This window comes from Streptomyces griseoaurantiacus (genome assembly GCF_036189845.1).
Lineage (GTDB): Bacteria > Actinomycetota > Actinomycetes > Streptomycetales > Streptomycetaceae > Streptomyces > Streptomyces griseoaurantiacus.
In genome coordinates, this window is record NZ_CP108326.1 from 1,256,696 (window position 1) to 1,282,900 (window position 26,205).

A 26,205-nucleotide genomic window follows, 5' to 3' on the forward strand; every position below is an offset into this window, starting at 1 on the left:
GTCACATTCCTCGTCGGGGAGCGCCGGACGTGCCGCTCTCGCGGCCGCCCGCGGCCACCTGCCGCAGATACGGGTTGGTGGTGCGCTCCTGGCCGATGGTCGTCTGGGGACCGTGCCCGGACAGCACCACGGTCGGGTCCTCGAGCGGCAGGCACACGCGGGCCAGCGACGCGAGCAGCTCTTCCGTGTCACCGCCGGGCAGGTCGGTGCGTCCCACGGAGCCGGCGAACAGCAGGTCGCCCGAGAAGAGGATCGGCGGGACGTCCGCCGCCTCGGGCAGCCCGAAGGTCACCGACCCCTTGGTATGGCCGGGCGCGTGGGCGACGGAGAACTCCAGGCCCGCCAGGGGCAGCGCGGCCCCGTCGGCCAGTTCCCTCACGTCCTCGGGTTCGCCCACGGTCAGCTCGCCCATGAGCTGCGCGCCGATGGAACGGCCGAGCGCCTTCTCGGGGTCGCCCATCATGTAGCGGTCCTCCGGGTGGATCCACGCCGGTACGTCGTGGGCGCCGCAGACGGGCACGACCGAGGCCACGTGGTCGATGTGGCCGTGGGTGAGGACGACGGCGACGGGCTTGAGCCGATGCTTGCGCAGCGCGTCCTCGACTCCCTGGGCGGCCTCGTGGCCCGGGTCGATGATCACGCACTCCTCACCGGCGGCGGGGGCCACGAGGTAGCAGTTCGTCCCCCAGGCACCGGCGGGAAATCCGGCAATGAGCACGTTCGTCCTTCGTGTCGTCTTCTGCCCGCTCTTGTCGTCGTACGGCCGGACATGGACGTCGTACTCGGACGGGCGGGCACCGGTCAGAGCCTACCGGCGCTGCCGTTTCCTCAGCGAACCCATATACGGTACGGGGCTACACGCAGACGGTCGGCCACATCACGCAGCCGGACCGGTCGACGCACGAGACGCTTCGTCCCAGACGCTTGAGGAGACAACACCGTGGTCAGCCAGGAACAGCGGCGGCGCCAGCTCGCCCGGGAGAAGTTCTTGCGGCAGCAGCAGCGGCGCACCGAGGCGCGCCGCCGCGCGAAGGTGCGCAACTCCGTGATCGCCTCGGTGCTGGGCGTCGTGATCATCGGCAGTGTGGCGCTGTACACGACCGGTGTCATGAAGGACGACGACAAGAAGGAGAACGCGGGCGCGGAGGTGACGCCGAGCGCCTCCCCCACCACCAAGGCGCCGGACCCCTGCGAGAAGCCCGCCAAGGGCAAGGTCAAGCCGCTGAACTGGAAGAAGGAGCCGGCGGTCACCATCGACAAGTCGGCGGACTACACCATGAAGCTGGACACAACGTGCGGTGACATAGACATCGCGCTGAAGGCGGCGGCCGCCCCGCACACGGTGAACTCCTTCGACTTCCTGGCGGGCAAGGGGTACTTCGACCACACCAAGTGCCACCGGCTCACCACCAACAGCATCTACGTGCTGCAGTGCGGCGACCCGACGGGCAGCGGCAGCGGCGGTCCGGGCTACACGATTCCGGACGAGAACCTGAAGGACAAGGTCCTCAAGAAGAAGACCTACCCGGCGGGCACGGTCGCGATGGCGAACACCGGCCAGAAGCACACCGGCGGCAGCCAGTTCTTCCTGGTCTACAAGGACAGCCCGCTGCCGCCCAGTTACACCCCGTTCGGCACGGTTTCCGCCTCCGGCATGAAGGTGCTGAAGAAGATCGCCGATGCGGGTGAGAACACGGGCGCGGGCGACGGCGCCCCGAACGCGACCGTGGTGATCGACAAGGCCACCGTGACGAAATCCTGACCGTCAACTGCGTAATTTCGGTCGTGCGGGATGCGGACAGCCGCCCCGCCGGTCGCCTAGATTGGCCGTGACGAAACTGTGGACGATGCCCGGGGGTGTACCGCTCCCCCGCGCGCATCATGTGGAGGAGGCGCTGTGAGCAGCGACCCGTGGGGCCGCGTCGACGAGACGGGGACCGTGTACGTGCGTACGGCCGAGGGCGAGCAGGTCGTCGGTTCCTGGCAGGCCGGCTCCCCCGAGGAGGCGCTGGCCTATTTCGAGCGCAAGTACGAGGGCCTGGTTGTCGAGATCGGCCTCCTCGAACGGCGGGTGCGGACGACCGACCTGTCCGCGAAGGACGCCCAGGCCGCGATCGGCCACCTGCGGGAGCAGGTGGACGCGCACCACGCGGTCGGCGATCTGCAGGCCCTCCGCGACCGGCTGGACAAGCTGGTCGCGACCGTCGAGTCGCGCCGCGAGGAGCGCAAGGCGCAGCGGGCGAAGCAGTCCGACGAGGCGCGGCACGCCAAGGAGGCGCTGGTCGCCGAGGCCGAGGAGCTGGCCGGGTCCGAGCAGTGGCGCTCGGCCGGTGAGCGGCTGCGGGCGCTGGTGGACACCTGGAAGGGGCTGCCGCGGCTGGACCGCAAGTCGGACGACGAGCTGTGGCACCGCTTCTCGCACGCCCGTTCGGCGTTCTCCAAGCGCCGCAAGGCGCACTTCGCGCACCTGGACGCGCAGCGCGAGGACGCCCGCAGGATCAAGGAGCGGCTGGTCTCGGAGGCCGAGGCGCTGTCGGGTTCGACCGACTGGGGTCCGACGGCCGCGCGCTACCGCGAGCTCATGACGGAGTGGAAGGCAGCGGGCCGCGCCCAGCGCGAGCACGAGGACGACCTGTGGAACCGTTTCCGCGGGGCGCAGGACGTCTTCTTCGCCGCCCGCGGCTCGGTCTTCGCCGAGCGGGACGCCGAGCAGGCCGAGAACCTCAAGCTCAAGGAGGAGCTGGCCGAGGAGGCGGAGAGGCTGCTGCCGATCGGCGACCTCAAGGCGGCGCGGGCGGCGTTCCGGTCCATCAACGAGCGCTGGGAGGCCATCGGCCATGTGCCGAGGGACGCCCGGCCCCGGGTCGAAGGACGGATGCACACGGTCGACCGGGCGCTGCAGGAGGCCGAGGAGGCCGAGTGGCGCCGCACCAACCCCGAGGCGCGGGCGCGGGCGGAGGGGCTGACGGGTCAGCTCCAGGCCGCCGTGGACAAGCTGAAGGGGCAGATCGAGCAGGCCAGGGCGCAGGGCAACAACGCGAAGGCAGACAAGCTGGAGCGTGAGCTCGAGGGACGCCAGGCGCTGCTGGACCAGGCCCTGAAGGGGCTGCAGGAGTTCGGCGGCTGAGCCGCCCGCGGCGATGACCGTGTCCGCCCCCGGTGCCTGGTGCACCGGGGGCGGTTGCGTGTGCGGGGCCCGCGTCGGGGATGCTCAGGGCCGGCGTGCGGAGGTCACGCGGTAGACGTCGTAGACGCCCTCCACGCCCCGTACCGCCTTCAGGACGTGGCCCAGGTGCTTGGGGTCGCCCATCTCGAAGGTGAAGCGGGAGGTGGCGACCCGGTCGCGGGAGGTCTGGACGGCGGCCGAGAGGATGTTGACGTGCTGGTCCGAGAGGACCCGGGTCACGTCCGACAGCAGGCGGGAGCGGTCCAGGGCCTCGACCTGGATGGCGACCAGGAAGACCGAGGACTGCGTCGGCGCCCACTCGACCTCGAGGATCCGTTCGGGCTCGCGCGAGAGCGAGTCGACGTTGACGCAGTCGCTGCGGTGCACCGAGACGCCGCTGCCGCGGGTGACGAAGCCGATGATCGGGTCGCCCGGCACCGGGGTGCAGCAGCGGGCCAGCTTGACCCAGACGTCCTCGACGCCCTTGACGACGACGCCCGGATCGGCGCTGGAGCGCCGCTTGCGGCGGCCGCGGGAGGGCGGGACGCTCTCGTCGATCTCCTCGGTCGCGGCCTCCTCGCCGCCGAGGGACTGCACGAGCTTCTGCACGATGTTCTGCGCGGAGACGTGGCCCTCGCCGATCGCCGCGTACAGCGCGGAGATGTCCGAGTAGCGCATCTCGTGCGCCAGGGTGACGAGGGAGTCGCCGGTGAGGATGCGCTGGATGGGCAGGTTCTGCTTGCGCATCGCGCGGACGATCGCGTCCTTGCCCTGCTCGATCGCCTCGTCGCGGCGCTCCTTGGAGAACCAGGCGCGGATCTTGTTGCGGGCGCGGGGCGACTTGACGAAGCCGAGCCAGTCGCGCGAGGGGCCCGCTCCGGGCGCCTTGGAGGTGAAGACCTCCACCAGGTCGCCGTTGTCCAGGGTGGACTCCAGCGGCACCAGGCGGCCGTTGACGCGTGCTCCTATGGTGCGGTGGCCGACCTCGGTGTGGACGGCGTAGGAGAAGTCGACCGGGGTCGATCCGGCCGGCAGCGCGATGACGTCGCCCTTGGGGGTGAAGACGAAGACCTCGTTGCGGGAGAGGTCGAAGCGCAGCGACTCCAGGAACTCGCTGGGGTCCTCGGTCTCCTTCTGCCAGTCCAGGAGCTGCCGCAGCCACGCCATGTCGTTGATGGCGGCCGCTTCCTTGCCGGACTTCCCGCCCGCCTTGGGGGCGTCGGTGCGGACCTTGGAGGCGCCGGCGACGGCCTCCTGCTTGTACTTCCAGTGCGCGGCGATGCCGTACTCGGCGCGGCGGTGCATGTCGAAGGTGCGGATCTGGAGCTCGACCGGCTTGCCGTTGGGCCCGATGACCGTCGTGTGCAGCGACTGGTACATGTTGAACTTGGGCATCGCGATGTAGTCCTTGAACCGCCCCGGAACCGGGTTCCAGCGGGCGTGGACGGTGCCCAGGGCCGCGTAGCAGTCGCGGACCGTGTCCACCAGGACGCGGATGCCCACCAGGTCGTAGATCTCCGCGAAGTCCCGGCCGCGGACGATCATCTTCTGGTAGACGCTGTAGTAGTGCTTGGGCCGGCCGGTGACGGTGGCCTTGATACGGGCGGCGCGCAGGTCCTGCTGGACCTCGTCGGTCACTATCGCGAGGTACTCGTCCCGCTTGGGGGCGCGCTCGGCGACCAGGCGCACGATCTCGTCGTACATCTTGGGGTAGAGGATCGCGAAGGCGAGGTCCTCCAGCTCCCACTTGATGGTGTTCATGCCCAGCCGGTGGGCCAGCGGCGCGTAGATCTCGAGGGTCTCGCGGGCCTTCTTCTCCTGCTTCTCGCGCTTGAGGTAGCGCATGGTGCGCATGTTGTGCAGGCGGTCGGCGAGCTTGATGACCAGGACGCGGGGGTCCTTGGCCATGGCGACGACCATCTTGCGCACGGTCTCGGCCTGGGCGGCCTCGCCGAACTTGACCCGGTCCAGCTTGGTGACGCCGTCGACGAGCAGGGCGACGACGTCGCCGAAGTCGCGGCGCAGGTCCTCCAGGCCGTACTCGGTGTCCTCGACGGTGTCGTGCAGCAGCCCGGCCATGAGCGTGGCCGGGTCCATGCCGAGCTCGGCGAGGATGGTGGTCACCGCGAGGGGGTGCGTGATGTACGGGTCGCCGCTCTTGCGCTTCTGGCCGCGGTGCCAGCGCTCGGCGACCTGGTAGGCCTTCTCGATCTGGCGGAGCGTGGACGTCTCGATCTTGGGGTCGTTGCCGCGCACTATCCGCAGCAGCGGCTCCAGGACCGGGTTGTACGGGTTGGAGCGCTGGACACCGAGGCGGGCGAGACGGGCGCGGACGCGGTTGGAGGAGCCGGAGCGCGCGGTCTGGCCGGTGTTGGCGCGGGCCGCCGGGGCGGTGGGGTGCTCGGGGGGAGCCGGCTTGGGACGCGTCTGGGACGCGGGCTTGTCGACCGGCGCCGGGCCGTGCTCCACCGGCCCGCGGGGGTCGTTCTTGGCGTCCGACGCGGGAGTGGCCGCGGGCTTGGGGGTCGCCCCGGGCTTGGCGGCGGTCAGTGGCTGGGCCTCGTCTGGCAAGAGGACTCCTCGTGCGCGATCCGGGTCCCCCGGCAGGCTCCGGAGACCCCATGGTAGCGATCCCGGGCCGTGGGCTCCCGGTCAGGCGGCGGAGACGGGACGCTACCAGCGAAACACACGGGGCGGGCGCCGGATTCCTCCGGGCCCGCCCCGTTCTGTCACGACCTGCGTCCTGCCGGGTCAGACCTGCAGCAACGCCTCCAGCGGGGCGCCGTCGAGGGCCGGCTCCAGGCGGGCCCGGCCGCCCAGGAAACCGAGCTCCATCAGCACCGCGACCCCGGCGACCTCGGCGCCCGCGCGCCGGACCAGTGCCAGCGAGGCCTCTGCGGTGCCGCCGGTGGCGAGCACGTCGTCGATGACCATGACGCGATCCCCGGCGCTCAGGTCCTCGGCGTGCACCTCGATCTCGGCGGAGCCGTACTCCAGGTCGTAGGCCTGCCGCAGGGTGGCCCCGGGGAGCTTGCCCGCCTTGCGCACCGGGACGAAGCCGACGCCGGCCCGGAGCGCGGCGGGGGCGCCCAGGATGAAGCCGCGGGCCTCCAGGCCGACGATCTTCGTGGCGCCGTGCCGCACGGTCAGTTCCGCGAGGGCGTCGGTGAGCGCGGTGAACGCGGCCGGGTCGGCGAGCAGCGGGGTGATGTCCTTGAACACCACGCCCGGCTCCGGGTAGTCCTCGACGTCCCGGATGCGGCTCAGCAGCAGCGCCGTGATGTCGGTCAGCTCGCTCATCGGCGCTTCCCCGAGGGCCGGCCGCGACCGCGGTTGCGGGAGGACGGCTGGGTGCGCGGGCCGGAGGACGTGGCACCGGTGCCGGAGCGCGGACGGGGGCCGACGACGGCCGGGGCGGCGTCCTCGGAGTCCGCGGAGTCCTCGGAGTAACCGCCCTCGGAGCCGGCGCCGGTGTGCCCGTCGTCCGCGGCCTGGGCCCGCTTGGCGCGGACCCGCTTGGCGAGCGCCCTCATCGCCGGCTCGCGCTCCTTGAGGTCGGCGACGAGCGGGGTGGCGATGAAGATCGAGGAGTACGCGCCGGCCGCGAGACCCACGAACAGCGACAGCGAGATGTCGTTGAGCGTGCCCGCGCCGAGGAAGCCGCCGCCGATGAAGAGCAGTCCGGCCACCGGGAGCAGGGCGACCACCGTGGTGTTGATGGACCGGACCAGGGTGCCGTTGATCGAGCGGTTGGCGACCTCGCTGTAGGTCCAGCGGGTCTGTTTGGTGAGGTCCTTCGTCTGCTCCTTGAGGCTGTCGAAGACGACGACCGTGTCGTAGAGCGAGTAACCGAGGATCGTCAGCAGACCGATGACCGTACCGGGCGTGACCTCGAAACCGACGAGGGCGTAGATGCCGGTGGTGATGGTGATGTCGTGGATCAGGGCGACGAGGGCGGCGACGGCCATCCGCCACTCGAAGGCGATGGCCAGGTAGATCACGACCAGCACCATGAAGATCGCCAGGCCCTCCCAGGCCTTGTTGGCGATCTGCTCACCCCAGCTGGGACCGACGAGATCGGCGTTGATGTTCTCCGTGTCGATCTTCATGTCCTTGGCGAGGGCGGCCTTGATCTCGTCGGACTTCGACGTGTCCAGACCGGCGACCTGGATGCGCAGGCCGCCCGTGCCGAGCTTCTGCACGACCGCCTCGTGGCCGGCCGCTTCCTCCGCGTACGTCTCGGCCTGGGAGACCGAGACGCTCGTCTTCGGGGTGGTGAAGACCGCGCCGCCCTGGAAGTCGATGCCCATGTTGAGGCCGCGGACCGCGAGACCGACGATCGCGGTGATCGTGATCAGGATCGAGACGCCGTACCAGATCTTGCGGTGGCCGACGAAGTCGTAACCGACCTCGCCGCGGTGGAGCCGGGCACCGAGATTGCCGAGCTTCGACATGTCTCACGCCTCCTTCGGGTCGACGGGGCCCGCGGCAGGACCGGAGGGACGACGGGTGCGCCGCAGGGGCGGCTTCGCGCCGAGGCGCTTGGGGTCGAGACCGGACCAGCTGTGGCCGTCGTGGAAGAAGCGGCGGCGGGCGAGGATCGTCATCAGCGGCTTGGTGAAGAGGAAGACGACGACCACGTCGAGCAGGGTGGTCAGGCCGAGGGTGAAGGCGAAGCCCTGGACCTTGCCGACGGTGACGACGAACAGCACCGCAGCGGCGAGGAACGACACGAAGTCGGAGACCAGGATGGTGCGCCGGGCGCGGGGCCAGGCTCGTTCGACGGCGGGGCGCAGGGTGCGGCCCTCGCGGATCTCGTCCCGGATGCGTTCGAAGAACACGATGAACGAGTCCGCCGTGATGCCGATCGCGACGATGGCACCGCAGACCGCCGGCAGGTTGAGCGCGAAGCCGATGGTCGGGCCCAGCAGCGACATGATCACGTAGGTGAGGGTCGCAGAGACCAGCAGCGAGGCGATGGCGATGAGCGACAGGCCCCGGTAGTACGCGACCAGGTAGATGATGACCAGCGCCAGGCCGATCGCGCCGGCGATGAGACCGGCGTGCAGCTGCTCACCGCCGAGCGCGGCGGTGACGGTGGTGACGCTCTGCTCCTCGAAGGAGAGGGGCAGGGCACCGTAGGACAGCATGTTGGAGAGGCCCTGGGCCTCCTCCTGGGTGAAGCTGCCGGAGATCTCCGCGTTGCCGCCGGTGATGGACTGCTGCACGAAGGGGCTGGAGACGACCTCGCCGTCCAGCACGATGCCGAACTCGTTCTGCGGCTGCTGCTTCTGGGCCAGCTGACCGGTGATGTCGGCGAACTTCTTGGAGCCGCTGCCGGTGAAGGTCATCTGGACCTGCCAGCCGGAGGCGCCCTGGGTGTCGAAGACGGCCTGGGCCTTCTTGACCTCGGTGCCGTCCACGGCCGCCGGGCCGAGCAGGTACTTGAACCAGACGCCCTGGTTCTTGCCGCAGCCGACGGTGGAGTCGCCGGGCTTGGCGTTGTCACCGGCGGCGGCGCGGTCGGAGGGCTTGCTGCAGTCGAGCGCGGCGTACTGGGCCTGCAGCTTGTTGTCGTCGTCCGAGGCGCCGGTGCTGGAGGACTTCTTGCCGCTGGCCGAGGAGGACGGGCTGGCGTCCGCCTTCAGCGCGCCGGTGACCGCACGGCCCTGGGAGGTGGCGGTGGACGACGGGGACGAGGACGTCTTGTCCTTGGAGTCCTTGGACTCCTTGGAGTCCGGCGCGTCGACCTTGGCCGAGGAGGAGCCGCTGGGCGAGGCGCCCGGGGACTCGCTCGAGGAGGTGCTCGGCGAGGCGTTGGCGGCGGGGCCGCTGGCCTCGGTGGCGAGGACCGGGCGGAAGTACAGCTTCGCGGTGGTGCCGACCTGCTCGCGGGCCTCCTTGGAGTTGGTGCCCTTGGGGATGTTGACGATGATGTTGTCGTTCCCCTGGGTCTGCACCTCCGCCTCGGAGACGCCGAGACCGTTGACACGGCGGTTCATGATCTCGACCGCGGTGTCCATGTTGGCCTTGTTGATCGCGGACCCTTGGTCGGCCTTCGCCTTCAGCGTGATGCTGGTGCCGCCGGCGAGGTCGATGCCGAGACGCGGAGTCGTGTGTCCCGAGGCGAACATTCCCCCGGTGAGCGCCACGATGGCGATCAGGATCAGGGCCAGGGCGCGCCACGGCTTGCTCTGGGCACTCGCGCTCCGGCCCTTTTTCGGTGCTGCCACCTTCTGTTACTCCCTCTCGGGCCGTTCGCGCGCGGGGTCGGCGCAGGACGGCCTGCCATGGTGTCGGGATTCCGTGCGTCGCCGCACACCCCGGTCGCCGCGCGGCCCGAGCCGGTCGCGCCGCGCTCCGGGGCGGCTACTTCGCGTCGGCCTCGCCGTCGGTCTTCTTCGGCTCCGCATCGTCGGCCTTGGTGGCGCCGGCGTCCGCCGGGACGTCCTCGCTGTCGGCGGCGGGCTCGGCGTCCTTCTTGCCGAGGTCCACGGGCTGCTCGTCGGAGGCGTCGGTCACGGCGTCGGCGGCGGGCTCGTCGGTCTCGGTGAGGGAGGAGGCGTCGTCCGGCACGATGCTGCCGTCGGCCTTCAGGTCGTGCTCGACGCCGTGCACGATGCGGTTGTACTCGTCGTCGGTGAGGACGGCGCCGATCGCGTTCTTCGCGAAGAGGAGGTCCACGCCCGGGCCCGCGTCGACAAGGACGGTGTCGTCGTTGACCTCCTTGACCGTCGCGTACATGCCCCCGATCGTGCGGACGCCGGAGCCGGGCTGCATGTCGTTCCGCATCTGCGCGGCCTGCTGCTGCTTTCGCTTGGCCGATCGGGTCATCAGGAGCATGGCCCCGATGAGCACGATGAACGGGAGAAGGGTCACGATATTCACGGGACGGAGTTTCCTTCGCACGACCGCCCGGAAGGGCGGCCTGTCGGATGGGGGTGGTCGGCGCCGCCCACAAGGGCGGCATCGGCGGAGTCTAAGGGAGTCCGCACGCCAGGAACAACGCCCAGCATGGCACCCGGGTTCCTGCCGGGGCGAGTACCGGTGCGTCACACTCCGGCGTCGGACACCCTCCGGCGGGCCGCGGCGGACGCACCGGTGGGGGTTTCAGGCGCCGAACAGGTCCTGCTGGCCGCCGCCCGCGGCGGTGGAGCGGGGCGGGGTGAGGCCGAGGTGTGCCCAGGCGGCGGGCGTGGCGACGCGGCCGCGCGGGGTGCGGGCCAGCAGCCCCTCCCTGACCAGGAAGGGTTCGGCGACCTCCTCGACCGTCTCGCGCTCCTCCCCCACCGCCACGGCGAGCGTGGACAGGCCGACCGGGCCGCCGCCGAACAGCTTGAGCAGCGCCTGGAGCACCGCGCGGTCGAGCCGGTCCAGGCCCCGCGCGTCCACCTCGTAGACCTTCAGCGCGGCGGCGGCGATGTCCCGGTCGATGATGCCGTCGGCCTTGACCTGCGCGTAGTCCCGTACCCGGCGCAGCAGCCGGTTGGCGATGCGGGGGGTGCCGCGGGAGCGGCCGGCGATCTCGGCGGCGCCGTCCGTGTCGATCTCGACGTCGAGCAGGCTCGCCGAGCGGTGCACGACGCGCTCCAGCTCGGTGGGTTCGTAGAACTCCATGTGGGCGGTGAACCCGAACCGGTCGCGCAGCGGGGGCGGCAGCAGTCCGGCCCGGGTGGTGGCGCCGACCAGGGTGAACGGGGGCAGTTCGAGCGGGATGGCGGTGGCGCCGGGGCCCTTGCCGACGACGACGTCGACGCGGAAGTCCTCCATCGCCATGTAGAGCATCTCCTCGGCGGGCCGGGACATCCGGTGGATCTCGTCGAGGAAGAGGACCTCGCCCTCCTGGAGGGAGGAGAGGATCGCGGCCAGGTCGCCCGCGTGCTGGATGGCGGGCCCGGAGGTGATGCGGATCGGGGCGCCCATCTCGGCGGCGATGATCATGGAGAGGGTGGTCTTGCCGAGGCCGGGGGCGCCGGAGAGCAGTACGTGGTCGGCGGTCGCTCCGCGGGCGCGGGCGGCGCGCAGGACGAGGTCGAGCTGTTCGCGGACCTTCTCCTGGCCGATGAACTCGCCCAGGTCCTTGGGGCGCAGGGCGGCCTCGACGGCCTGGTCCTCGCGGTCGGCGACGGAGCCCACCAGCCGCTCCTCGGCGGAGGCGGCGTCGGTGGTGTCGTCCCAGTTCATGGAGTGTGCCTCGGGGTCTCGTCGGGGCTGCGGCGGTGGGCGGGGGCGCGGGCCGGCGGGCGCTGCCGCGGGGGTCAGCGGGCTCTGTTGAGGGTCTGCAGGGCGGCCCTGAGCAGCGGGCCCACCTGGGGGGTGCCCTCGGCGGCCTCGGCCTGGGGGGTGACGGCGGCGACCGCCTCGTCGGCCTCCCGGGTGGCGTAGCCGAGGCCGATGAGGGCCGCGTGCAGCTGGTCCCGCCAGCCCTGACCTGCCGGGGCGCCGACGACGGGGGCGCCGAGGGGCTCGCCGAGCCGGTCCTTCAGTTCGAGGAGCAGCTTCTGGGCGCCCTTCTTGCCGATGCCGGGGACGGCGGTGAGGGCCTTCTCGTCACCCGTGGAGACGGCGCGGCGCAGCGCGTCCGGGGAGTGCACGGCGAGCATGGCCTGAGCCAGCCGGGGGCCGACGCCGCTGGCGGTCTGGAGCAGCTCGAACACCTGGCGCTCGTCCTCGTCGGCGAAGCCGTAGAGGGTCAGCGAGTCCTCGCGGACGACGAGGGAGGTGGCCAGCTTGGCGGGGCGGCCGAGCCGCAGTGTCGACAGGGTGTTCGGGGTGCACTGGACGGCCATGCCGACGCCGCCCACCTCGAGCACCGCGGTGTCCGGGGCGAGGGCGGCGACCGTGCCGCTGACGAAGGCGATCATGCCGTTCGGCCTTTCGATGCGGGGTTCGGTGCGAGGGGGGCCCGGCCGGCGTGCTGGGCGGCGGCCCGCTGGAGCCGGTTCTGGGCGGGGGCGCGCCAGATGTGGCAGATGGCGAGGGCGAGGGCGTCGGCCGCGTCGGCCGGCTTGGGCGGCGCGGCCAGCCGGAGCAGCCGGGTGACCATGGCGCCGACCTGCGCCTTGTCGGCCCGGCCCGAGCCGGTGACGGCGGCCTTCACCTCGCTGGGCGTGTGCAGGGCGACCGGGATGCCGCGGCGGGCCGCGCACAGCATGGCGACGGCGCTGGCCTGGGCGGTGCCCATGACGGTGCGGACGTTGTGCTGGCTGAAGACGCGCTCCACCGCCACGTACTCGGGGCGGTGCGCGTCGAGCCACTCCTCGATCCCCTGCTCGACGGCGACGAGGCGGTGGCCCAGCTCCGCGTCGGCGGGGGTGCGGACGACGCCGACGCCGAGCATGGTCAGCGGCCGCCCCGGGACCCCCTCGACGACGCCGACACCGCAGCGGGTCAGCCCCGGGTCCACCCCCAGTACGCGCACCTGCCGCCCCTTTCCCCGCTCACCCGTCCGTACAGGCTCTCGCTCACCTGTTTGTGCAGGCTATCGGGTGCCACTGACAGAGCGACGGGCCGACGGGGTGTGTCCCGCCGGCCCGTCGGTGGTGGACGCGTCAGGCGTCGACCTTCTCCATGACCTCGTCGCTGACGTCGAAGTTGGCGAAGACGTTCTGCACGTCGTCGCTGTCCTCCAGCGCGTCGATCAGCTTGAAGATCTTCTTGGCGCCCTCCTCGTCCAGCTCGACCTGCATGGTCGGGACGAAGTTGGTGTCGGCGGAGTCGTAGTCGATGCCCGCCTCCTGGAGCGCGGTGCGGACCGCGACCAGGTCGGTGGCCTCGCTGAGGACCTCGAAGCTCTCGCCGAGGTCGTTGACCTCTTCCGCGCCGGCGTCCAGGACGGCGGTCAGGACGTCGTCCTCACCGAGGTCGCCCTTGGGGACGATGACGACGCCCTTGCGGTTGAACAGGTACGACACCGAGCCCGGGTCGGCCATGGAGCCGCCGTTGCGGGTCATGGCGACGCGGACGTCGGAGGCGGCGCGGTTGCGGTTGTCGGTGAGGCACTCGATGAGCACCGCGACACCGTTCGGACCGTAGCCCTCGTACATGATCGTCTCGTAGTCGGCGCCACCGGCCTCGAGACCGCCACCGCGCTTGATGGCGGAGTCGATGTTCTTGTTCGGCACCGACTGCTTCTTGGCCTTCTGGACGGCGTCGTAGAGCGTCGGGTTGCCCTCCAGGTCGACGCCGCCCATGCGCGCCGCGACCTCGATGTTCTTGATCAGCTTCGCGAAGAGCTTGCCGCGCTTGGCATCGATCACGGCCTTCTTGTGCTTCGTCGTAGCCCATTTAGAGTGGCCGGACATCTGCCTGTCTCCTTCGCGTAACCCCATCACTGCAACGAACGCAGGAATCCTACAAGGACTCGGCCGCCCGCTCGGCGCGCACCATGTCCACGAAAAGGGCGTGCACGCGGTGGTCTCCGGTCAGTTCGGGGTGGAACGAGGTCGCGAGCGCGTTCCCCTGGCGCACGGCGACGATGTGACCGCCGTGTTCGGCGAGCACCTCGACACCGGCGCCGACGGACTCCACCCAGGGGGCGCGGATGAAGACGCCCTCCACGGGAGCGCCGGCCACGCCCTCCACCTCGACTGCGGCCTCGAAGGACTCGTTCTGCCGGCCGAAGGCGTTGCGGCGCACGATCATGTCGATGCCGCCGACGGTCTCCTGGCCCGAGCGCGGGTCGAGGATCTTGTCGGCGAGCATGATCATGCCCGCGCAGGTGCCGTAGACGGGCAGGCCGTCCCGCACACGGGCGCGCAGGGGTTCCATCACGCCGAAGAGGACGGCGAGCTTGGAGATGGTGGTGGACTCGCCGCCGGGGATGACCAGGCCGTCCACCTCGGTGAGCTCCTCGGGGCGCCGTACCGGCCTGGCCACGGCGTCGGCCACGGCCAGGGCGGTGAGGTGCTCCCGTACGTCGCCCTGGAGGGCCAGGACGCCGATCACGGGGGTGTCGCTCATGGAGGGGCGCCTCACCAGCCGCGGTTGGCGTAGCGCTCGGTCTCGGGAAGGGTGTCGCAGTTGATGCCGACCATGGCCTCGCCGAGGTTCCGGGACGCTTCCGCGATGATCTTCGGGTCGTCGTAGAAGGTGGTCGCCTTGACGATGGCGGCGGCGCGCTTGGCCGGGTCGCCCGACTTGAAGATGCCGGAGCCGACGAAGACGCCCTCGGCCCCGAGCTGGCGCATCAGCGCGGCGTCGGCCGGGGTCGCGACCCCGCCGGCGGAGAACAGCACCACCGGGAGCTTGCCCAGCTCGGCGACCTCCTTGACCAGCTCGTAGGGGGCGCGCAGTTCCTTGGCGGCGGCGTACAGCTCGTTGTTGTCGCAGCCGCGGAGCTTGGCGATCTCACCCTTGATCTGGCGCAGGTGGCGCACGGCCTCGACGACGTTGCCGGTGCCGGCCTCGCCCTTGGAGCGGATCATGGCCGCGCCCTCGGCGATGCGGCGCAGGGCCTCGCCCAGGTTGGTGGCGCCGCACACGAAGGGGGTGGTGAACGCCCACTTGTCGGAGTGGTTGACCTCGTCGGCCGGGGTGAGGACCTCGGACTCGTCGATGTAGTCGACGCCGAGCGACTGCAGGACCTGGGCCTCGACGAAGTGGCCGATGCGGGACTTGGCCATCACCGGGATGGAGACCGCGCCGATGATGCCCTCGATCATGTCCGGGTCGGACATCCGGGCCACGCCGCCGTCCTTGCGGATGTCGGCGGGCACCCGCTCCAGTGCCATGACGGCGACCGCGCCGGCGTCCTCGGCGATCTTCGCCTGCTCCGGCGTGACGACGTCCATGATCACGCCGCCCTTGAGCTGCTCCGCCATGCCGCGCTTGACGCGGGCGGTGCCGGTTTCGGGGGTGGGGGCGGGGGACGTGACGGACATGAGGTGACCTCGCTCGGGGGAAGGGGTTCGCTCGGCTTTCTGCCGGTTCGAGGAAACGGCAGGCGGCCGGTCCACGGCAAGGGCCAATGAGGGGGCGGTGGATCGTTTTCGCTCCGCCGCTCCGCAGATCCGCGGCTCCGCCGGTCCGCAGATCCGCCGCTCCGCCGGAACGAGGCGCGCGAACGGCGGCCGTGCCGCGCCGGCCGCGCCGCCCCTCGGCGGGCGCGCCGGTGACCGTCCGGCGCTCCCTACCGGTCCGTCAGGGCCGTCGGCGGCTCGTCGTCCATCTCGAAGGCCATCGGGAAGGGGGCGTGGCCGGCCAGCCGGAACCAGCGGACCTTGCGGTGCAGGCGCAGCGCCCTGGCCGCGCGCACCGCGTCGTTGTGGAAGCGGCGGGCCATCGGCACCCTGCGGACGGCCTCGGTGAGCTCCCGTGCCGCGTCCTGCCCGCCGGGCGCCCGGCGGACCTCCTCGACCTGCTGGGCCTCGGCGAAGACCGCGCGCAGCGCCTGGCTCAGCTCGCTCTCGGCGACCTCCCGCTGCTCCTCCTCGGCCTGCCGGGCCGCGTGGGCTGCCTCGTACAGGACGATGGAGGCGGCCGGGTCCAGCACGCCGGAGGTGGCCAGTTCCTGGGCGACGGAGGCGCGGCGCAGCAGGGTCGCGTCCAGTGCGGCGCGGGCCGCGTCGATCCGGGCGTGCAGCCGGTCCAGCCGCCCCGCCGTCCAGCTCAGGTAGAGGCCCACGACGACGAGGGCGCCGAGGGCGGCGAGGATCCAGATCAGCGTTGCGGTCACGGGCGGCAAGGCTACCGGTCCCCGCGCTCAGACCCTCCCGGCCCGTCCGGGCCCCCTGGCCCGCCCGCCCGTCAGTCCCGGGCCAGCCGCAGCCGGGCCCGCAGCCCCGGGGTCCGGTCGTCGTCCTCGGCGGCGGCCACGGCCGCCGCGCCGGCCGTCACCGTCTCGTAGACCGAGAGGATGTCCGCCCCGACCGTGGACCAGTCGAAGCGCCGCACGTGGGCGCTCCCCCGCTGCCGCAGTTCCTCGCGGCGGCCGGGGTCGCCCAGGAGGCGGATCGCGGAGTCGGCGAGGGCGTCGGCGTCCTCGTTGGCGAAGAGTTCGCCCGCGGTGCCGTGGTCGAGCACCTGGGCGAAGGCGTCGAGGTCGGAGGCGAGCACCGGGGCGCCCGCCGACATCGCCTCCACGAGGATGATGCCGAAGCTCTCGCCGCCGGTGTTGGGCGCCACGTAGAGGTCGACGCTGCGCAGGAAGCGCGCCTTGTCCTCGTCGCTGATCATGCCGAGGAACTCCACGCGGGCGCGCAGTTCCTTCGGCAGGTCCGCGACGGCCTCCTTCTCGTCGCCGCGACCGGCGACCAGGAGCCGGGCCTCCGGGTGGGCGGCGAGGATTCTCGGCAGCGCCCGCATGAGCACGGGCAGGCCCTTGCGGGGCTCGTCGATGCGGCCCATGAAGCCGATCGTGCCGCCCTGCCACGCGGGCTCGGGTTCGGCCCGCGCGAAGAAGTCGACGTCGACGCCGTTGGGGATGACCACCGCGTCCCCGCCCAGGTGTTCGACGAGGGTGCGGCGGGCGTACTCGCTCACCGCGATCCGCGCGCTGATCTTCTCCAGGGCCGCCTGGAGGATGGCGTACGCCGCGATCATCGCCCGGGAGCGCGGGTTGGAGGTGTGGAAGGTGGCCACGATCGGGCCCTGGGCCGCCCAGCAGGCGAGCAGGCCCAGTGAGGGCGAGGTCGGCTCGTGGATGTGGATGACGTCGAAGGAGCCCTCGTGCAGCCAGCGCCGCACCCGGGCCGCGGACAGGAAACCGAAGTTCAGGCGGGCCACCGAGCCGTTGTACGGGACGGGCACCGCGCGGCCGGCGGAGACGACGTAGGGCGGCAGCGGGGTGTCCTCGTCGGCGGGGGCGAGCACGGAGACCTCGTGGCCCTGCCGGAGGAAGTACTCGGCGAGGTCGCGGATGTGGAACTGGACGCCGCCCGGCACGTCCCAGGAGTACGGGCAGACGATGCCGATCCTCACGAGGGCTCCCCGGCGGCCGGGACGGCCCCGTCGGCCCCGTCGGTGGCCGCGGGCGCGGACCGGCCGGTGCCGGTCCCCTCCCCGTCGGCCGGCGAGCGGCGCGGTTCCAGGTCGGCGAGCCACAGTCGCTGCAGCATGTGCCAGTCCTCCGGATGGTCGGCGATCCCCGAGGCGAAGGCATCGGCCAGCGCCTGTGTCATGACAGACGTCTTCTCCGTGCGCGTACCTGACTCGGGTACCTCGATCGGGGGATGCACCCGCCCCCGCATGACGGGCGAGTCGTCGTACCAGAGGGTGACCGGGAGCAGCAGGGCGCCGGTCTGCTGGGCGAGCAGCGCGGGGCCGGCGGGCATTCGCGCGGTCTCGCCGAAGAAGTCGACGGCCACGCCGGAGGAGGACAGGTCGCGGTCGGCGACCAGGCAGACCAGGCCGCCGGCCCGCAGCCGCCGGGCGAGGGTGCCGAAGGCGGCGCCGCCGCTGTGCGGGAGGACCTCCATGCCGAGGCCCTCGCGGTAGGCGACGAAACGGTCGTACAGCGTCTCGGGCCTGAGGCGTTCGGCGACGGTGGTGAAGGGGGTGTTCAGCTCCGTGGTGACCCAGGCGCCCGCGAGGTCCCAGTTGGCCAGGTGCGGGAGGGCGAGGATGACGCCGTCGCCCGCGGCGAGGCCGTCGGTGAGGTGGTGCACGTCCTTGGGGGCGAATCCGCCGCGCACCCGGTCGGCGCTCCACGCGGGCAGGCGGAAGGACTCCATCCAGTAGCGCAGGTAGGAGCGCATTCCGGCGCGGGAGAGCGCGGCGAGCCGCTCGGGGCTCGCGTCGGGCACCACGCGGGCGTAGTTGGCCTCCAGGCGCAGCACACCCTTGCCGCGCCGGCGCCAGGCGAGGTCGGCGATGCTCCGCCCGAGGCGGACGGCGGCCGGTTCGGGGAGTTTCTTGACGGTGCCCCAGCCGAGCCCGTAGAGGGCGTCCGTCAGGCGCTCGCGGGCACCGCTCACTGCCGGGCTCCGCTGCCCTGCTCGGCGGCGCTCTCCCCGGCGGCGGCCTCGGCCTCGGCGGATTCGCGCCGGACCGTGACGACCCGCTGGATCAGCGTGACGAGGCTGCCCACGGCGACGATCCACAGGGCGACCGGGAGCAGGTACTGGATGCCCGGCACCCCGAACTTGTGGAGTCCGGCGAAGCCCGCCGCGACGAGCGAGATCACCAGCCGCTCGGCACGCTCCACCAGCCCGTTGACGGCGACCGGCAGGCCGATCGACTCGCCGCGCGCCTTGGTGTACGAGACCACCTGGCCGCTGGCCAGGCAGAAGATGGCCACCGCGCAGAGCAGGTTGTCGTCTCCCCGGCCCGCGTACCACAGGGCGAGGCCGCCGAAGATCGCGCCGTCGGCCACCCGGTCGAGGGTGGAGTCCAGGAAGGCGCCCCAGCGGCTCGTGCGGCCGAGCTGGCGGGCCATGTTGCCGTCGACGAGGTCCGAGAAGACGAACAGGGTGATGACGACCGTGCCCCAGAAGAACTCGCCCCGCGGATAGAACACCAGCGCTCCGGCGACGACACCGGCGGTGCCCAGGAGCGTGACCGTGTCGGGGCTGACCCCGCGGCGGATGAGGAACGAGGCGAACGGTGTGAGAACACGCGTGAAGAATGCACGCGCGTACTTGTTCAGCATGGCCTTCCCGACGGTCGGTGTGGCCGCGGCCCCTGCTGACCGCCGGCTGGCCCATCGTAGTCACGCGGGCGCGGCGGCGGCGGGTGGGCACCCGCGGCCCCGGGTCACGGCCTGGCGGCGCCCCGGTCACGGTGCGGTCGCGGGCGGCGGGGTGCCGGTCGGGGAGCGGTCGCGGGCACGGTTCCGGGGCCGAGGGTGTCGCTCGTATGGACGCACAGTGACAGCGGTGCCAAGCTCGAAGGACCGCGGGCGTCGCCGGAGCCGTCAGTGCACGCGGTCCCGCGTGTCCGCGCCCACAGTGACCTCACCGTGTACGGGAGGCAGGACCATGGGCGACAAGACGCACACCCACCCCGGGGCCGCCGGCAGGGCGCCGGCGGTCGACCGTCCCACGTCCGTGCGGAACGTGGTGCTGGTCGGCCACAGCGGATCGGGCAAGACGACGCTGGTGGAGGCGCTCGCGCTGACGGCGGGGGCGGTGAACAGGGCGGGCCGTGTGGAGGACGGCGGCACCGTCTCCGACTACGACGACATCGAGCACCGCCGGCAGCGCTCGGTGCAGCTCTCCCTCGTTCCCGTCGAATGGGACGGCATCAAGGTCAACCTGCTGGACACCCCCGGATACGCCGACTTCGTCGGGGAGCTCAGGGCCGGTCTGCGCGCCGCGGACGCGGCCCTCTTCGTCGTCTCCGCCGCCGACGGCGTGGACGGCTCGACCCGGATGGTCTGGGAGGAGTGCGCCGCGGTCGGCATGCCGCGCGCGCTGGTGATCACGCACCTGGAGGCGGCGCGCGCCGACTTCGAGGAGACGACCCGGGCGTGCGCGGAGGCCTTCGGCGCCGACGACCCGGACGCCGTGCTCCCCCTCTACCTGCCGTTGCGCGGCCCCGCGGGCCCCGACGGACACGCGCCCGTCACCGGGCTGATCGGGCTCCTCACCCAGCGCCTGTTCGACTACGCCTCCGGGGAGCGCGAGGAGGCCGAGCCGGGCCCCGAGCAGCTCCCGCTGATCGAGGAGGCCCGCAATCGGCTGATCGAGGGGATCATCGCCGAGAGCGAGGACGAGACCCTCATGGACCGCTACCTCGGCGGCGAGTCCCTCGACGTGAAGACGCTCATCGGGGACCTGGAACGGGCCGTGGCGCGCGGCTCCTTCTTCCCGGTGCTGGCCGCCGCCCCGGCGGCCGACGGGGCACGGCAGGGCCTGGGCACGGTGGAGCTCCTGGAGCTGATCACCGGTGGCTTCCCGACCCCGCCCGAGCGCGTGGCCCCCGCGGTCACCACTCCGGACGGGCGGGAACGCGCGCTGAAGACGTGCGATCCGGAGGGCCCGCTGGTCGCGGAGGTCGTCAAGACCGCCTCCGACCCGTACGTGGGCCGCGTCTCGCTCGTACGGGTGTTCTCCGGGACACTGCGGCCCGACGAGACCGTCCATGTGTACGGACACGGCCTGACCGACCGCGGGGGCGAGGGCCGCGCCCGGCACGAGGTCGACGAGCGGATCGGCGCGCTGTCCACGCCCTTCGGCAAGCAGCAGCGTCCGGTCGCGCACTGTGTCGCCGGGGACCTCGCCTGTGTGGCGAGGCTCGGCCGGGCGGAGACCGGCGACACCCTGTCCGCGAAGGACGATCCGCTGCTCATGGAGGCCTGGCGGATGCCCGACCCGTTGCTGCCGCTGGCCATCCGGGCGCACAGCAAGGCCGACGAGGACAAGCTCTCCCAGGGGCTGGCCCGGCTGGTCGCCGAGGACCCCACGATGCGCCTGGAGCAGAACCCGCACACCCACCAGGTGGTCCTGTGGTGCCTCGGAGAGGCGCACGCGGACGTGGCGCTGGAACGGCTGCGCAGCCGGTACGGCGTGCAGGTCGACACCGAGCCGCACCGGGTCTCCCTGCGGGAGACGTTCGCGGCCCGGGCCACCGGGCGCGGCCGGCACGTCAAGCAGTCCGGCGGGCACGGCCAGTTCGCGATCTGCGAGATCGAGGTGGAGCCGCTGCCCGCCGGTTCCGGCATCGAGTTCGTCGACAAGGTCGTCGGCGGCGCGGTGCCCCGGCAGTTCATCCCCTCGGTCGAGAAGGGGGTGCGCGCGCAGGCCGCCAGGGGCGTCGTCGCGGGATATCCGCTGGTCGACGTGCGGGTGACGCTGGTCGACGGCAAGGCGCACTCGGTGGACTCCTCCGACGCGGCGTTCCAGACCGCGGGCGGGCTCGCGCTGCGCGAGGCGGCCGCCGGGGCGCGGATCCACCTGCTGGAGCCGGTGGCGGAGGTCTCGGTACTGGTCGGCGACGACTTCGTGGGCGCCGTGATGAGCGACCTGTCCGGACGCCGGGGCCGGGTGCTGGGCACCGAGCAGACGGTGGGCGGGCGGACCGTGGTACGGGCGGAGGTGCCCGAGATCGAGATCGGGCGCTACGCCGTGGACCTGCGGTCCCTCTCGCACGGCACCGCGCGCTTCGACCGCGTGTACGCCCGGCACGAGCCGATGCCGGCCCAGGTCGCGGAGCGCCTGCGGGAGGAGGAGAAGCAGGCCTCCTGAGGGGGTCACGGTCGGACTTTTCCCCGCACGATGTCGGTACGGGCCGTTACGCTGATCACGTGATCGCTTGATGGCGTGATCGGGACGCACGGCCCGTTCAACAGGTGTGCGGAGCAAGGAAGTCGGGAAAAGCCGCAAGCAGCGGGGTACAGCGGCGAGTGGGGGCGGCAGTGGCGGACGACGGATTCGATTTCACCCCGGGGGCGCAGGTCCCCCTCGCGGGTGCCGCGGGCCAGACGGCGGCGACCTACGCGCTGGCGTCCGCGGCGTACCGCGACGACGAGGTCACCAAGATCCTCGAGGCCGACAACGAGTGGCACAAGTCCAAGGTCTCCGAGCCGCGCGTCAAGATGCTGCGGCCCCGGCTCGGGGAGGCGTACTCCCGTGCCGTGATCGACCGCATGCTGGGCGCCGGCCGGGCTCCGCTCATCCAGTCCTTCGGCACCGAGCCGCAGGTCGTCGTGGAGCACTGTCTGGCCGCCCACCGCATACGCCGTGAGCGGGACAACTGGCTCACCGCGGTGACGGTGCTGTGCGGGCTGCTGTTCCTGCCGGGGTTCCTGGTCTGGCTGCTGATCTTCATCCTGCGGGCCAATGTCGCCAAGGCCACGGACAAGCGGGCCTCCGCGCTGGGCACGGGAGTGCTGGTCGCCTTCGGGGCCCTCGCCGTGCTGTTCCTGATCAAGATGCCCTTCGGCGGCTTCTGGGGCTGGTACGCCCGGGCCGCGGTCGTGGTGCCGGTCCTGGGCTGGGTGTGGGCCAAGCGCATCTGCGAGCGGACGGCGCGGGACCTGCGGGAGCGGTGGGACAGCCTGCTCGCCGGCGGCGGCCTCGGGGCGAAGATCCCCGAGGCGGTGCCCGGTAGTCCCGGGGAGTCGGCGGCGGAGCAGCTGCGCAAGGAACTGGTCCGGCTCAGCGCCGAGCAGCGGTCCAACTCGGTCTTCTACGCCGGTCCCAAGGGCATCCTCGGCATGGGGACGCGGTGGGGAAGCTGGCAGCTCGCGGAGGACCTCGTCCCGCGCGAACCCGGCAAGGAGATCAACCCCTTCCGCAGCTGGGACGTGGTCCGCGCGATCCACGACCAGCTCAAGCTGCTGGAGCGGGGCCCGCTGAACACGGGCGGTTTCCCGGCGCCCTCGGTGAAGCACTGGATCGTCACGCCGGTCGGGGAGAACGCGGGGGCGGTGTCCCGGCCCAGCGGTACGGACGTGGACGCCTACCAGGTCAAGTCGCACGCGATACAGGAGATCTGCAACAAGCAGCAGTTCGGCGCGGGTGACCGGCACTACCTCGGCGTGCAGTGGACGCTGTGGGACGGGCAGCTCGTGCTCACCATGATGATCACGGTGACCGTGCTGCACGAGACGCTGCGGATCGAGGTGACCGGGCACGCGCTCGGGCCGGTGCACTCGCTGTTCACCAGCAAGCCGGCGGCCAAGACGAAGACGGTGCAGAAGTCCGTCAAGTTCTGGGAGACGCGCTCGGTGAAGCTGCCGCTGGTCGACGCGGACGAGGTGGTGCGGCTGGCGGCGCGGGCGCCGCTGACCTGGTACCCGCCGCTGCTGAACTGGCTGGGCGGCACGCTGTCGCTGCCGGAGCCCTTCGGCCTGCGGCACGCGTGGGCGGACCAGCCGTGGCGCCACCGCTTCATGGCCGACGACGCGCTGCGTGCGGCGACGCCGGTGCTGCGAGTGGTGCACTCGGCCGCGCTGAAGGTGCTCGCGGAGAACGGCGTGGACACGGAACGGTTCGGGGCCCGGTCCTCGGCCCTCAGCGGGCAGGTGCAGGAGGTCTCGCCCCGCAAGGCCGACGTGTACGACGCATAGGGGACGGGGGTGGGAAGTCCTCGACTCCCCACCCCCGTGCCCTGTGGCGCTCCGGGCGCCGGTGTTCCGGCGCCCGGACCCCGCGACGATCGCCTTATGCCGTCGGCCAGGCGTCCGCGAGCATCTTGCGGGTGTCCGCCAGGAGCTGGGGCAGCACCCTGGTGTGACCCACCACCGGCATGAAGTTGGTGTCGCCGCCCCAGCGGGGGACGATGTGCTGGTGCAGATGGGCGGCGATGCCCGCGCCCGCCACACTCCCCTGGTTCATGCCGATGTTGAAGCCCTGGGCGCCCGAGGCCGTGCGCAGGGCCGTCATCGCCTGCTTGGTGAGCTCGCCCAGCTCGGCCGTCTCGGCGGGGCTGAGGTCGGTGTAGTCGGCCACGTGGCGGTACGGGACCGTCATCAGATGGCCGCCGTTGTACGGGTACAGGTTCAGCACCGCGTAGACCTGCTCGCCGCGGCGGACGACGAGGCCGTCCTCGTCGGACTCGGCCGGGATCGAGCAGAAGGGACAACCGTCGCCGGACCCTGGACCGGTCGGCTTGTTCTCGCCCTGGATGTAGGCCATCCGGTGGGGTGTCCACAGCCGCTGGAAGGCGTCCGGGGTACCCACTCCGATCTGCTGCTCCGGCTCACTCGTCATGCTGTGCAGCATATGGCGTCACCCTTGGGCGGCGTGTCCCCGGGGCGCCGGGAGGCCGGTCCCGGGCGAAGCTGGGGCGGTGCGGGACGACAGTCGTACGAAGGCGTGGGAGCGGCGCAGTGAGCTGCCGCTCGGTGTGGCGTCCCTGCTGTTCCTCGGCGCGTACGCCGTGCACGTGCTCGGGCCCGGGCTGCCCACGTGGGTGCACGTGGTGTGCCTGACGGTGATCTGCGCGGCCTGGGCGTTGTTCGTGGCCGACTTCCTGGTGCGGTGGGGGGCGGCCGGCCGGCGCCTCGCCTTCGTCCGACAGCACTGGCTGGACGTCGTCGTGGTGGTGCTGCCCCTGCTGCGGCCCCTGCGGGTGGTGCGGTTCTACGAGGCGGTGCAGCGCCGCAACGGGCGCCCCCGGCTCTCGCTGCACGTGCGCGTGATGCTCTACGCCGGGCTGTCGGCGGTGCTGCTGGGGTTCGCGGCCTCGCTGACCGTCTACCAGCACGAGCGGACGGCCCCGCACGCCACGATCCACACCTTCGGCGACTCGGTGTGGTGGGCCTGCTCGACGCTCTCCACGGTGGGGTACGGCGACGTCGCCCCGGTGACGGTGGTGGGGCGGCTGGTCGCCGTGGGGCTCATGGCGTGCGGGCTCGCCCTGCTGGGGGCGGTGACCGGCTCGTTCTCCTCGTGGCTCGTGGAGGTCTTCACCCGCGAGGAGCCCCCGGAGCCCTGAGCCCCCGCCGACGGTTGCCGCCAACGCCCCCGTGATGCGGGCGAGTTCGATCGCCACATCGCAGAACCGCAAAGGCTCCTGCCCGTGTTGGTCTCTTCGGGCGTACGCCGCAAACGACCCGGGTATCACCGAACCGGCAGCGAAGGGGACATCAGCTGCCGTGGGTGAACAGGGAGTTGGTGCGGGTGGCGAGCTGGTACGAGGGGCCCCTGGCGGCCTTCGACACGGAGACGACGGGCGTGGACGTCGAGGGCGACCGCATCGTGTCGGCCGCCGTCGTGGTGCAGGAGGCGGCGGGCGCCCGGCCCCGGGTGCGGCGCTGGCTGGTCGACCCGGGAGTGCCGGTGCCCGCGGAGGCCACGGCGGTGCACGGCCTGACCGAGGAGCACCTGCGGCGCAACGGGCGGTGGCCCGCGCCCGTGATGCGGGAGATGGCAGACGAGCTGCAGTACCTGGCCGCGGCGGGACGGCCGCTGGTGGTGATGAACGCGCCCTTCGACCTGACGCTCCTGGACCGGGAGCTGCGGCGGCACCGCGCCTCCTCGCTGGACCGGTGGCTCGCCGCCTCGGCGCCGCTGCGCGTCCTCGATCCCCGGGTCCTGGACAGGCACCTGGACCGCTACCGCAAGGGCCGCCGCACGCTGACCGACCTGTGCGCCCACTACGGGGTCACGCTGGAGGGGGCGCACGACGCGGCGGCCGACGCCCTCGCCGCACTGGAGGTGGTCCGGGCGCTGGGCCGCCGTTTCTCCACACGGCTGGAGCGGCTCACCCCCGCGGAGCTGCACACCCTGCAGGGCGGCTGGCACGCGGCGCAGACGCGGGGGCTGCAGGCGTGGTTCACCCGGACGGGATCCGAGGAGTGCGTGGACCCGCAGTGGCCGGTGCGACGGGAGCTGCCGACGGCGGCCTAGGGCGTGTTCCGAAGCACGCCCTGGCGAAGCGGGGGCCTGATGGACCTCGCACACGCCCGCTGCGACGCGCGCGGGCCCCGTGAGTTGCTGATCGATAACTGTGGGTGAGGCGGCCCGTCCAGCGAGCCTGAACAACGTTAAGGTATCCGGTATGAACAAGGGCGTCACCCGGGACCGGATCGTGACAGCGGCGCTGGACCTTCTCGACGAGAAGGGCATGGACGGCGTGACCGTGCGTGCCCTGGCGACCAGGCTCGACGTACGCCCCTCCGCCTTGTACTGGCACGTGCGCAACAAGCGGGAACTGCTCGACGAGATGGGCACCGCCGTCATGCGCCGGGTCGGCTCCGCCCTGTCGGAACTCCCCCCGGGTGACGACTGGCGCGATGATCTGGCGGCGTTCGCGAGTGTGCTGCGAGCGGAGTTCCTGCGTCACCGCGACGGCGCTCGCATCTTCAGCGGCACGCGCATCGCCGACCCGGAAGTGGTACGGGTGAAGGAGTTCTGGTTCGTCCGCTGGACCGCGTGCGGGGTCGGCCTCTCCGACGCGGACGACGCCGTCGACCTGGTGACCGCCTTCGTCGTCGGCTTCGTGATCGAGGAACAGGAACACCGCCAGTCCGCCGAGACCGACCCCGCTCGCTATTCCCTCGCCGAGCGCGACGCATGGCTGGGCGGGGACGCGCCCCTGGTCAAGCGAGCGGGCCACCTTCACGACCACGGCGACCAGCGCTTCGAGCGGCACCTCGACATCGTCCTCGACGGGCTCGCCGCCCGGCTGAAGGTCTGACACCGGGCCAGGCC

At 72.0% G+C, this 26,205-nt stretch carries 24 protein-coding genes; 7 read left to right on the forward strand and 17 right to left on the reverse strand.

All coding sequences use genetic code 11. The annotated features are described in order from the left end of the window. Position 1: 1 nt before the first annotated feature. The gene (locus tag OHB09_RS05650; RefSeq protein WP_328921680.1) at positions 2-718 is read right to left on the reverse strand and encodes an MBL fold metallo-hydrolase; all 717 of its coding nucleotides are present in this window, start codon (positions 716-718) and stop codon (positions 2-4) included. Between the two features lie 222 nt (positions 719-940). Here OHB09_RS05650 and OHB09_RS05655 point away from each other — a divergent pair, with 222 nt between their 5' ends. Further along, complete coding sequence (locus tag OHB09_RS05655) at positions 941-1,762, forward strand: peptidylprolyl isomerase (protein WP_328919148.1); 822 nt, start codon at positions 941-943, stop codon at positions 1,760-1,762. A gap of 135 nt (positions 1,763-1,897) precedes the next feature. Then, positions 1,898-3,127, forward strand: coding sequence for a DUF349 domain-containing protein (locus tag OHB09_RS05660; RefSeq protein WP_006141610.1), 1,230 nt, complete (start codon positions 1,898-1,900; stop codon positions 3,125-3,127). A gap of 84 nt (positions 3,128-3,211) precedes the next feature. On the opposite strand, the gene OHB09_RS05665 is transcribed toward OHB09_RS05660, so the two are convergent. The 15 genes from OHB09_RS05665 to pgsA all read right to left on the reverse strand — a co-directional run bounded on the left by OHB09_RS05665 (position 3,212) and on the right by pgsA (position 18,755). Next, the gene (locus OHB09_RS05665) at positions 3,212-5,737 is read right to left on the reverse strand and encodes a RelA/SpoT family protein (RefSeq protein WP_191891794.1); all 2,526 of its coding nucleotides are present in this window, start codon (positions 5,735-5,737) and stop codon (positions 3,212-3,214) included. Positions 5,738-5,917: 180 nt separating this feature from the next. After that, complete coding sequence (locus OHB09_RS05670) at positions 5,918-6,466, reverse strand: adenine phosphoribosyltransferase (RefSeq protein WP_006141613.1); 549 nt, start codon at positions 6,464-6,466, stop codon at positions 5,918-5,920. Beyond that, a complete protein-coding gene (gene secF, locus OHB09_RS05675) occupies positions 6,463-7,620 on the reverse strand; it encodes a protein translocase subunit SecF (RefSeq protein ID WP_006141614.1) in 1,158 nt (385 codons plus the stop codon). The genes OHB09_RS05670 and secF overlap by 4 nt, the downstream gene beginning before the upstream one ends. Before the next feature lie 3 nt (positions 7,621-7,623). Next, positions 7,624-9,399: a protein translocase subunit SecD gene (secD, locus tag OHB09_RS05680; protein ID WP_328729769.1), complete on the reverse strand. Its 1,776-nt coding sequence runs from the start codon at positions 9,397-9,399 to the stop codon at positions 7,624-7,626. A 136-nt stretch (positions 9,400-9,535) separates the two neighbouring features. Then, positions 9,536-10,054 carry a preprotein translocase subunit YajC gene (gene yajC, locus OHB09_RS05685; protein ID WP_006141616.1) on the reverse strand — a complete coding sequence of 173 codons (519 nt, stop codon included), beginning with the start codon at positions 10,052-10,054 and terminating at the stop codon, positions 9,536-9,538. A gap of 222 nt (positions 10,055-10,276) precedes the next feature. Continuing rightward, on the reverse strand, positions 10,277-11,350 hold the full coding sequence (ruvB, locus tag OHB09_RS05690) for a Holliday junction branch migration DNA helicase RuvB (RefSeq protein ID WP_006141617.1): 1,074 nt from the start codon (positions 11,348-11,350) through the stop codon (positions 10,277-10,279). A gap of 74 nt (positions 11,351-11,424) precedes the next feature. Further along, positions 11,425-12,030 carry a Holliday junction branch migration protein RuvA gene (gene ruvA, locus OHB09_RS05695; RefSeq protein WP_319118591.1) on the reverse strand — a complete coding sequence of 202 codons (606 nt, stop codon included), beginning with the start codon at positions 12,028-12,030 and terminating at the stop codon, positions 11,425-11,427. Next, entirely contained in the window at positions 12,027-12,587 is a 561-nt protein-coding gene (ruvC, locus tag OHB09_RS05700) for a crossover junction endodeoxyribonuclease RuvC (protein WP_006141619.1), read from the reverse strand. The genes ruvA and ruvC overlap by 4 nt, the downstream gene beginning before the upstream one ends. Positions 12,588-12,717: 130 nt before the next feature. After that, positions 12,718-13,470: a YebC/PmpR family DNA-binding transcriptional regulator gene (locus tag OHB09_RS05705; RefSeq protein ID WP_006141620.1), complete on the reverse strand. Its 753-nt coding sequence runs from the start codon at positions 13,468-13,470 to the stop codon at positions 12,718-12,720. Between the two features lie 49 nt (positions 13,471-13,519). Then, positions 13,520-14,128: a pyridoxal 5'-phosphate synthase glutaminase subunit PdxT gene (pdxT, locus tag OHB09_RS05710; RefSeq protein ID WP_167793190.1), complete on the reverse strand. Its 609-nt coding sequence runs from the start codon at positions 14,126-14,128 to the stop codon at positions 13,520-13,522. 11 nt (positions 14,129-14,139) lie between these two features. Next, the gene (gene pdxS / locus OHB09_RS05715) at positions 14,140-15,048 is read right to left on the reverse strand and encodes a pyridoxal 5'-phosphate synthase lyase subunit PdxS (protein WP_006141622.1); all 909 of its coding nucleotides are present in this window, start codon (positions 15,046-15,048) and stop codon (positions 14,140-14,142) included. Positions 15,049-15,296: 248 nt separating this feature from the next. Next, positions 15,297-15,842, reverse strand: a complete 546-nt coding sequence (locus OHB09_RS05720) for a LemA family protein (RefSeq protein ID WP_006141623.1) — start codon at positions 15,840-15,842, stop codon at positions 15,297-15,299. A 71-nt stretch (positions 15,843-15,913) separates the two neighbouring features. Continuing rightward, on the reverse strand, positions 15,914-17,086 hold the full coding sequence (locus tag OHB09_RS05725) for a glycosyltransferase family 4 protein (protein ID WP_191854439.1): 1,173 nt from the start codon (positions 17,084-17,086) through the stop codon (positions 15,914-15,916). Continuing rightward, a complete protein-coding gene (locus tag OHB09_RS05730; protein WP_006141625.1) occupies positions 17,083-18,081 on the reverse strand; it encodes a phosphatidylinositol mannoside acyltransferase in 999 nt (332 codons plus the stop codon). The genes OHB09_RS05725 and OHB09_RS05730 overlap by 4 nt, the downstream gene beginning before the upstream one ends. Then, positions 18,078-18,755, reverse strand: a complete 678-nt coding sequence (pgsA, locus tag OHB09_RS05735) for a phosphatidylinositol phosphate synthase (RefSeq protein WP_006141626.1) — start codon at positions 18,753-18,755, stop codon at positions 18,078-18,080. The genes OHB09_RS05730 and pgsA overlap by 4 nt, the downstream gene beginning before the upstream one ends. A 328-nt stretch (positions 18,756-19,083) precedes the next feature. On the opposite strand from pgsA, the gene OHB09_RS05740 reads away from it, so the two are divergent. Continuing rightward, the gene (locus tag OHB09_RS05740) at positions 19,084-21,291 is read left to right on the forward strand and encodes an elongation factor G-like protein EF-G2 (protein WP_234527367.1); all 2,208 of its coding nucleotides are present in this window, start codon (positions 19,084-19,086) and stop codon (positions 21,289-21,291) included. Positions 21,292-21,461: 170 nt separating this feature from the next. Further along, positions 21,462-23,117, forward strand: a complete 1,656-nt coding sequence (locus OHB09_RS05745) for a hypothetical protein (protein ID WP_040896005.1) — start codon at positions 21,462-21,464, stop codon at positions 23,115-23,117. A gap of 94 nt (positions 23,118-23,211) precedes the next feature. On the opposite strand, the gene OHB09_RS05750 is transcribed toward OHB09_RS05745, so the two are convergent. After that, a complete protein-coding gene (locus tag OHB09_RS05750; protein ID WP_006141631.1) occupies positions 23,212-23,772 on the reverse strand; it encodes an HIT family protein in 561 nt (186 codons plus the stop codon). Between the two features lie 67 nt (positions 23,773-23,839). On the opposite strand from OHB09_RS05750, the gene OHB09_RS05755 reads away from it, so the two are divergent. The 3 genes from OHB09_RS05755 to OHB09_RS05765 all read left to right on the forward strand — a co-directional run bounded on the left by OHB09_RS05755 (position 23,840) and on the right by OHB09_RS05765 (position 26,191). Beyond that, the gene (locus OHB09_RS05755; protein ID WP_328921681.1) at positions 23,840-24,487 is read left to right on the forward strand and encodes a potassium channel family protein; all 648 of its coding nucleotides are present in this window, start codon (positions 23,840-23,842) and stop codon (positions 24,485-24,487) included. A gap of 185 nt (positions 24,488-24,672) precedes the next feature. Continuing rightward, the gene (locus tag OHB09_RS05760) at positions 24,673-25,401 is read left to right on the forward strand and encodes a 3'-5' exonuclease (RefSeq protein WP_006141633.1); all 729 of its coding nucleotides are present in this window, start codon (positions 24,673-24,675) and stop codon (positions 25,399-25,401) included. Between the two features lie 151 nt (positions 25,402-25,552). Next, a complete protein-coding gene (locus OHB09_RS05765; protein WP_319351600.1) occupies positions 25,553-26,191 on the forward strand; it encodes a TetR/AcrR family transcriptional regulator C-terminal domain-containing protein in 639 nt (212 codons plus the stop codon). Positions 26,192-26,205: the final 14 nt, after the last annotated feature.

Coding starts and splice junctions, on each gene's coding strand:
- secF (WP_006141614.1), bottom strand. CDS start 7,620: ATGTCGAAGCTCGGCAATCTCGGTGCCCGGCTCCACCGCGGCGAGGTC.
- OHB09_RS05670 (WP_006141613.1), bottom strand. CDS start 6,466: ATGAGCGAGCTGACCGACATCACGGCGCTGCTGCTGAGCCGCATCCGG.
- OHB09_RS05765 (WP_319351600.1), top strand. CDS start 25,553: ATGAACAAGGGCGTCACCCGGGACCGGATCGTGACAGCGGCGCTGGAC.
- pgsA (WP_006141626.1), bottom strand. CDS start 18,755: ATGCTGAACAAGTACGCGCGTGCATTCTTCACGCGTGTTCTCACACCG.
- ruvB (WP_006141617.1), bottom strand. CDS start 11,350: ATGAACTGGGACGACACCACCGACGCCGCCTCCGCCGAGGAGCGGCTG.
- ruvA (WP_319118591.1), bottom strand. CDS start 12,030: ATGATCGCCTTCGTCAGCGGCACGGTCGCCGCCCTCGCCCCGGACACC.
- pdxS (WP_006141622.1), bottom strand. CDS start 15,048: ATGTCCGTCACGTCCCCCGCCCCCACCCCCGAAACCGGCACCGCCCGC.
- OHB09_RS05705 (WP_006141620.1), bottom strand. CDS start 13,470: ATGTCCGGCCACTCTAAATGGGCTACGACGAAGCACAAGAAGGCCGTG.
- pdxT (WP_167793190.1), bottom strand. CDS start 14,128: ATGAGCGACACCCCCGTGATCGGCGTCCTGGCCCTCCAGGGCGACGTA.
- OHB09_RS05740 (WP_234527367.1), top strand. CDS start 19,084: ATGGGCGACAAGACGCACACCCACCCCGGGGCCGCCGGCAGGGCGCCG.
- OHB09_RS05750 (WP_006141631.1), bottom strand. CDS start 23,772: ATGCTGCACAGCATGACGAGTGAGCCGGAGCAGCAGATCGGAGTGGGT.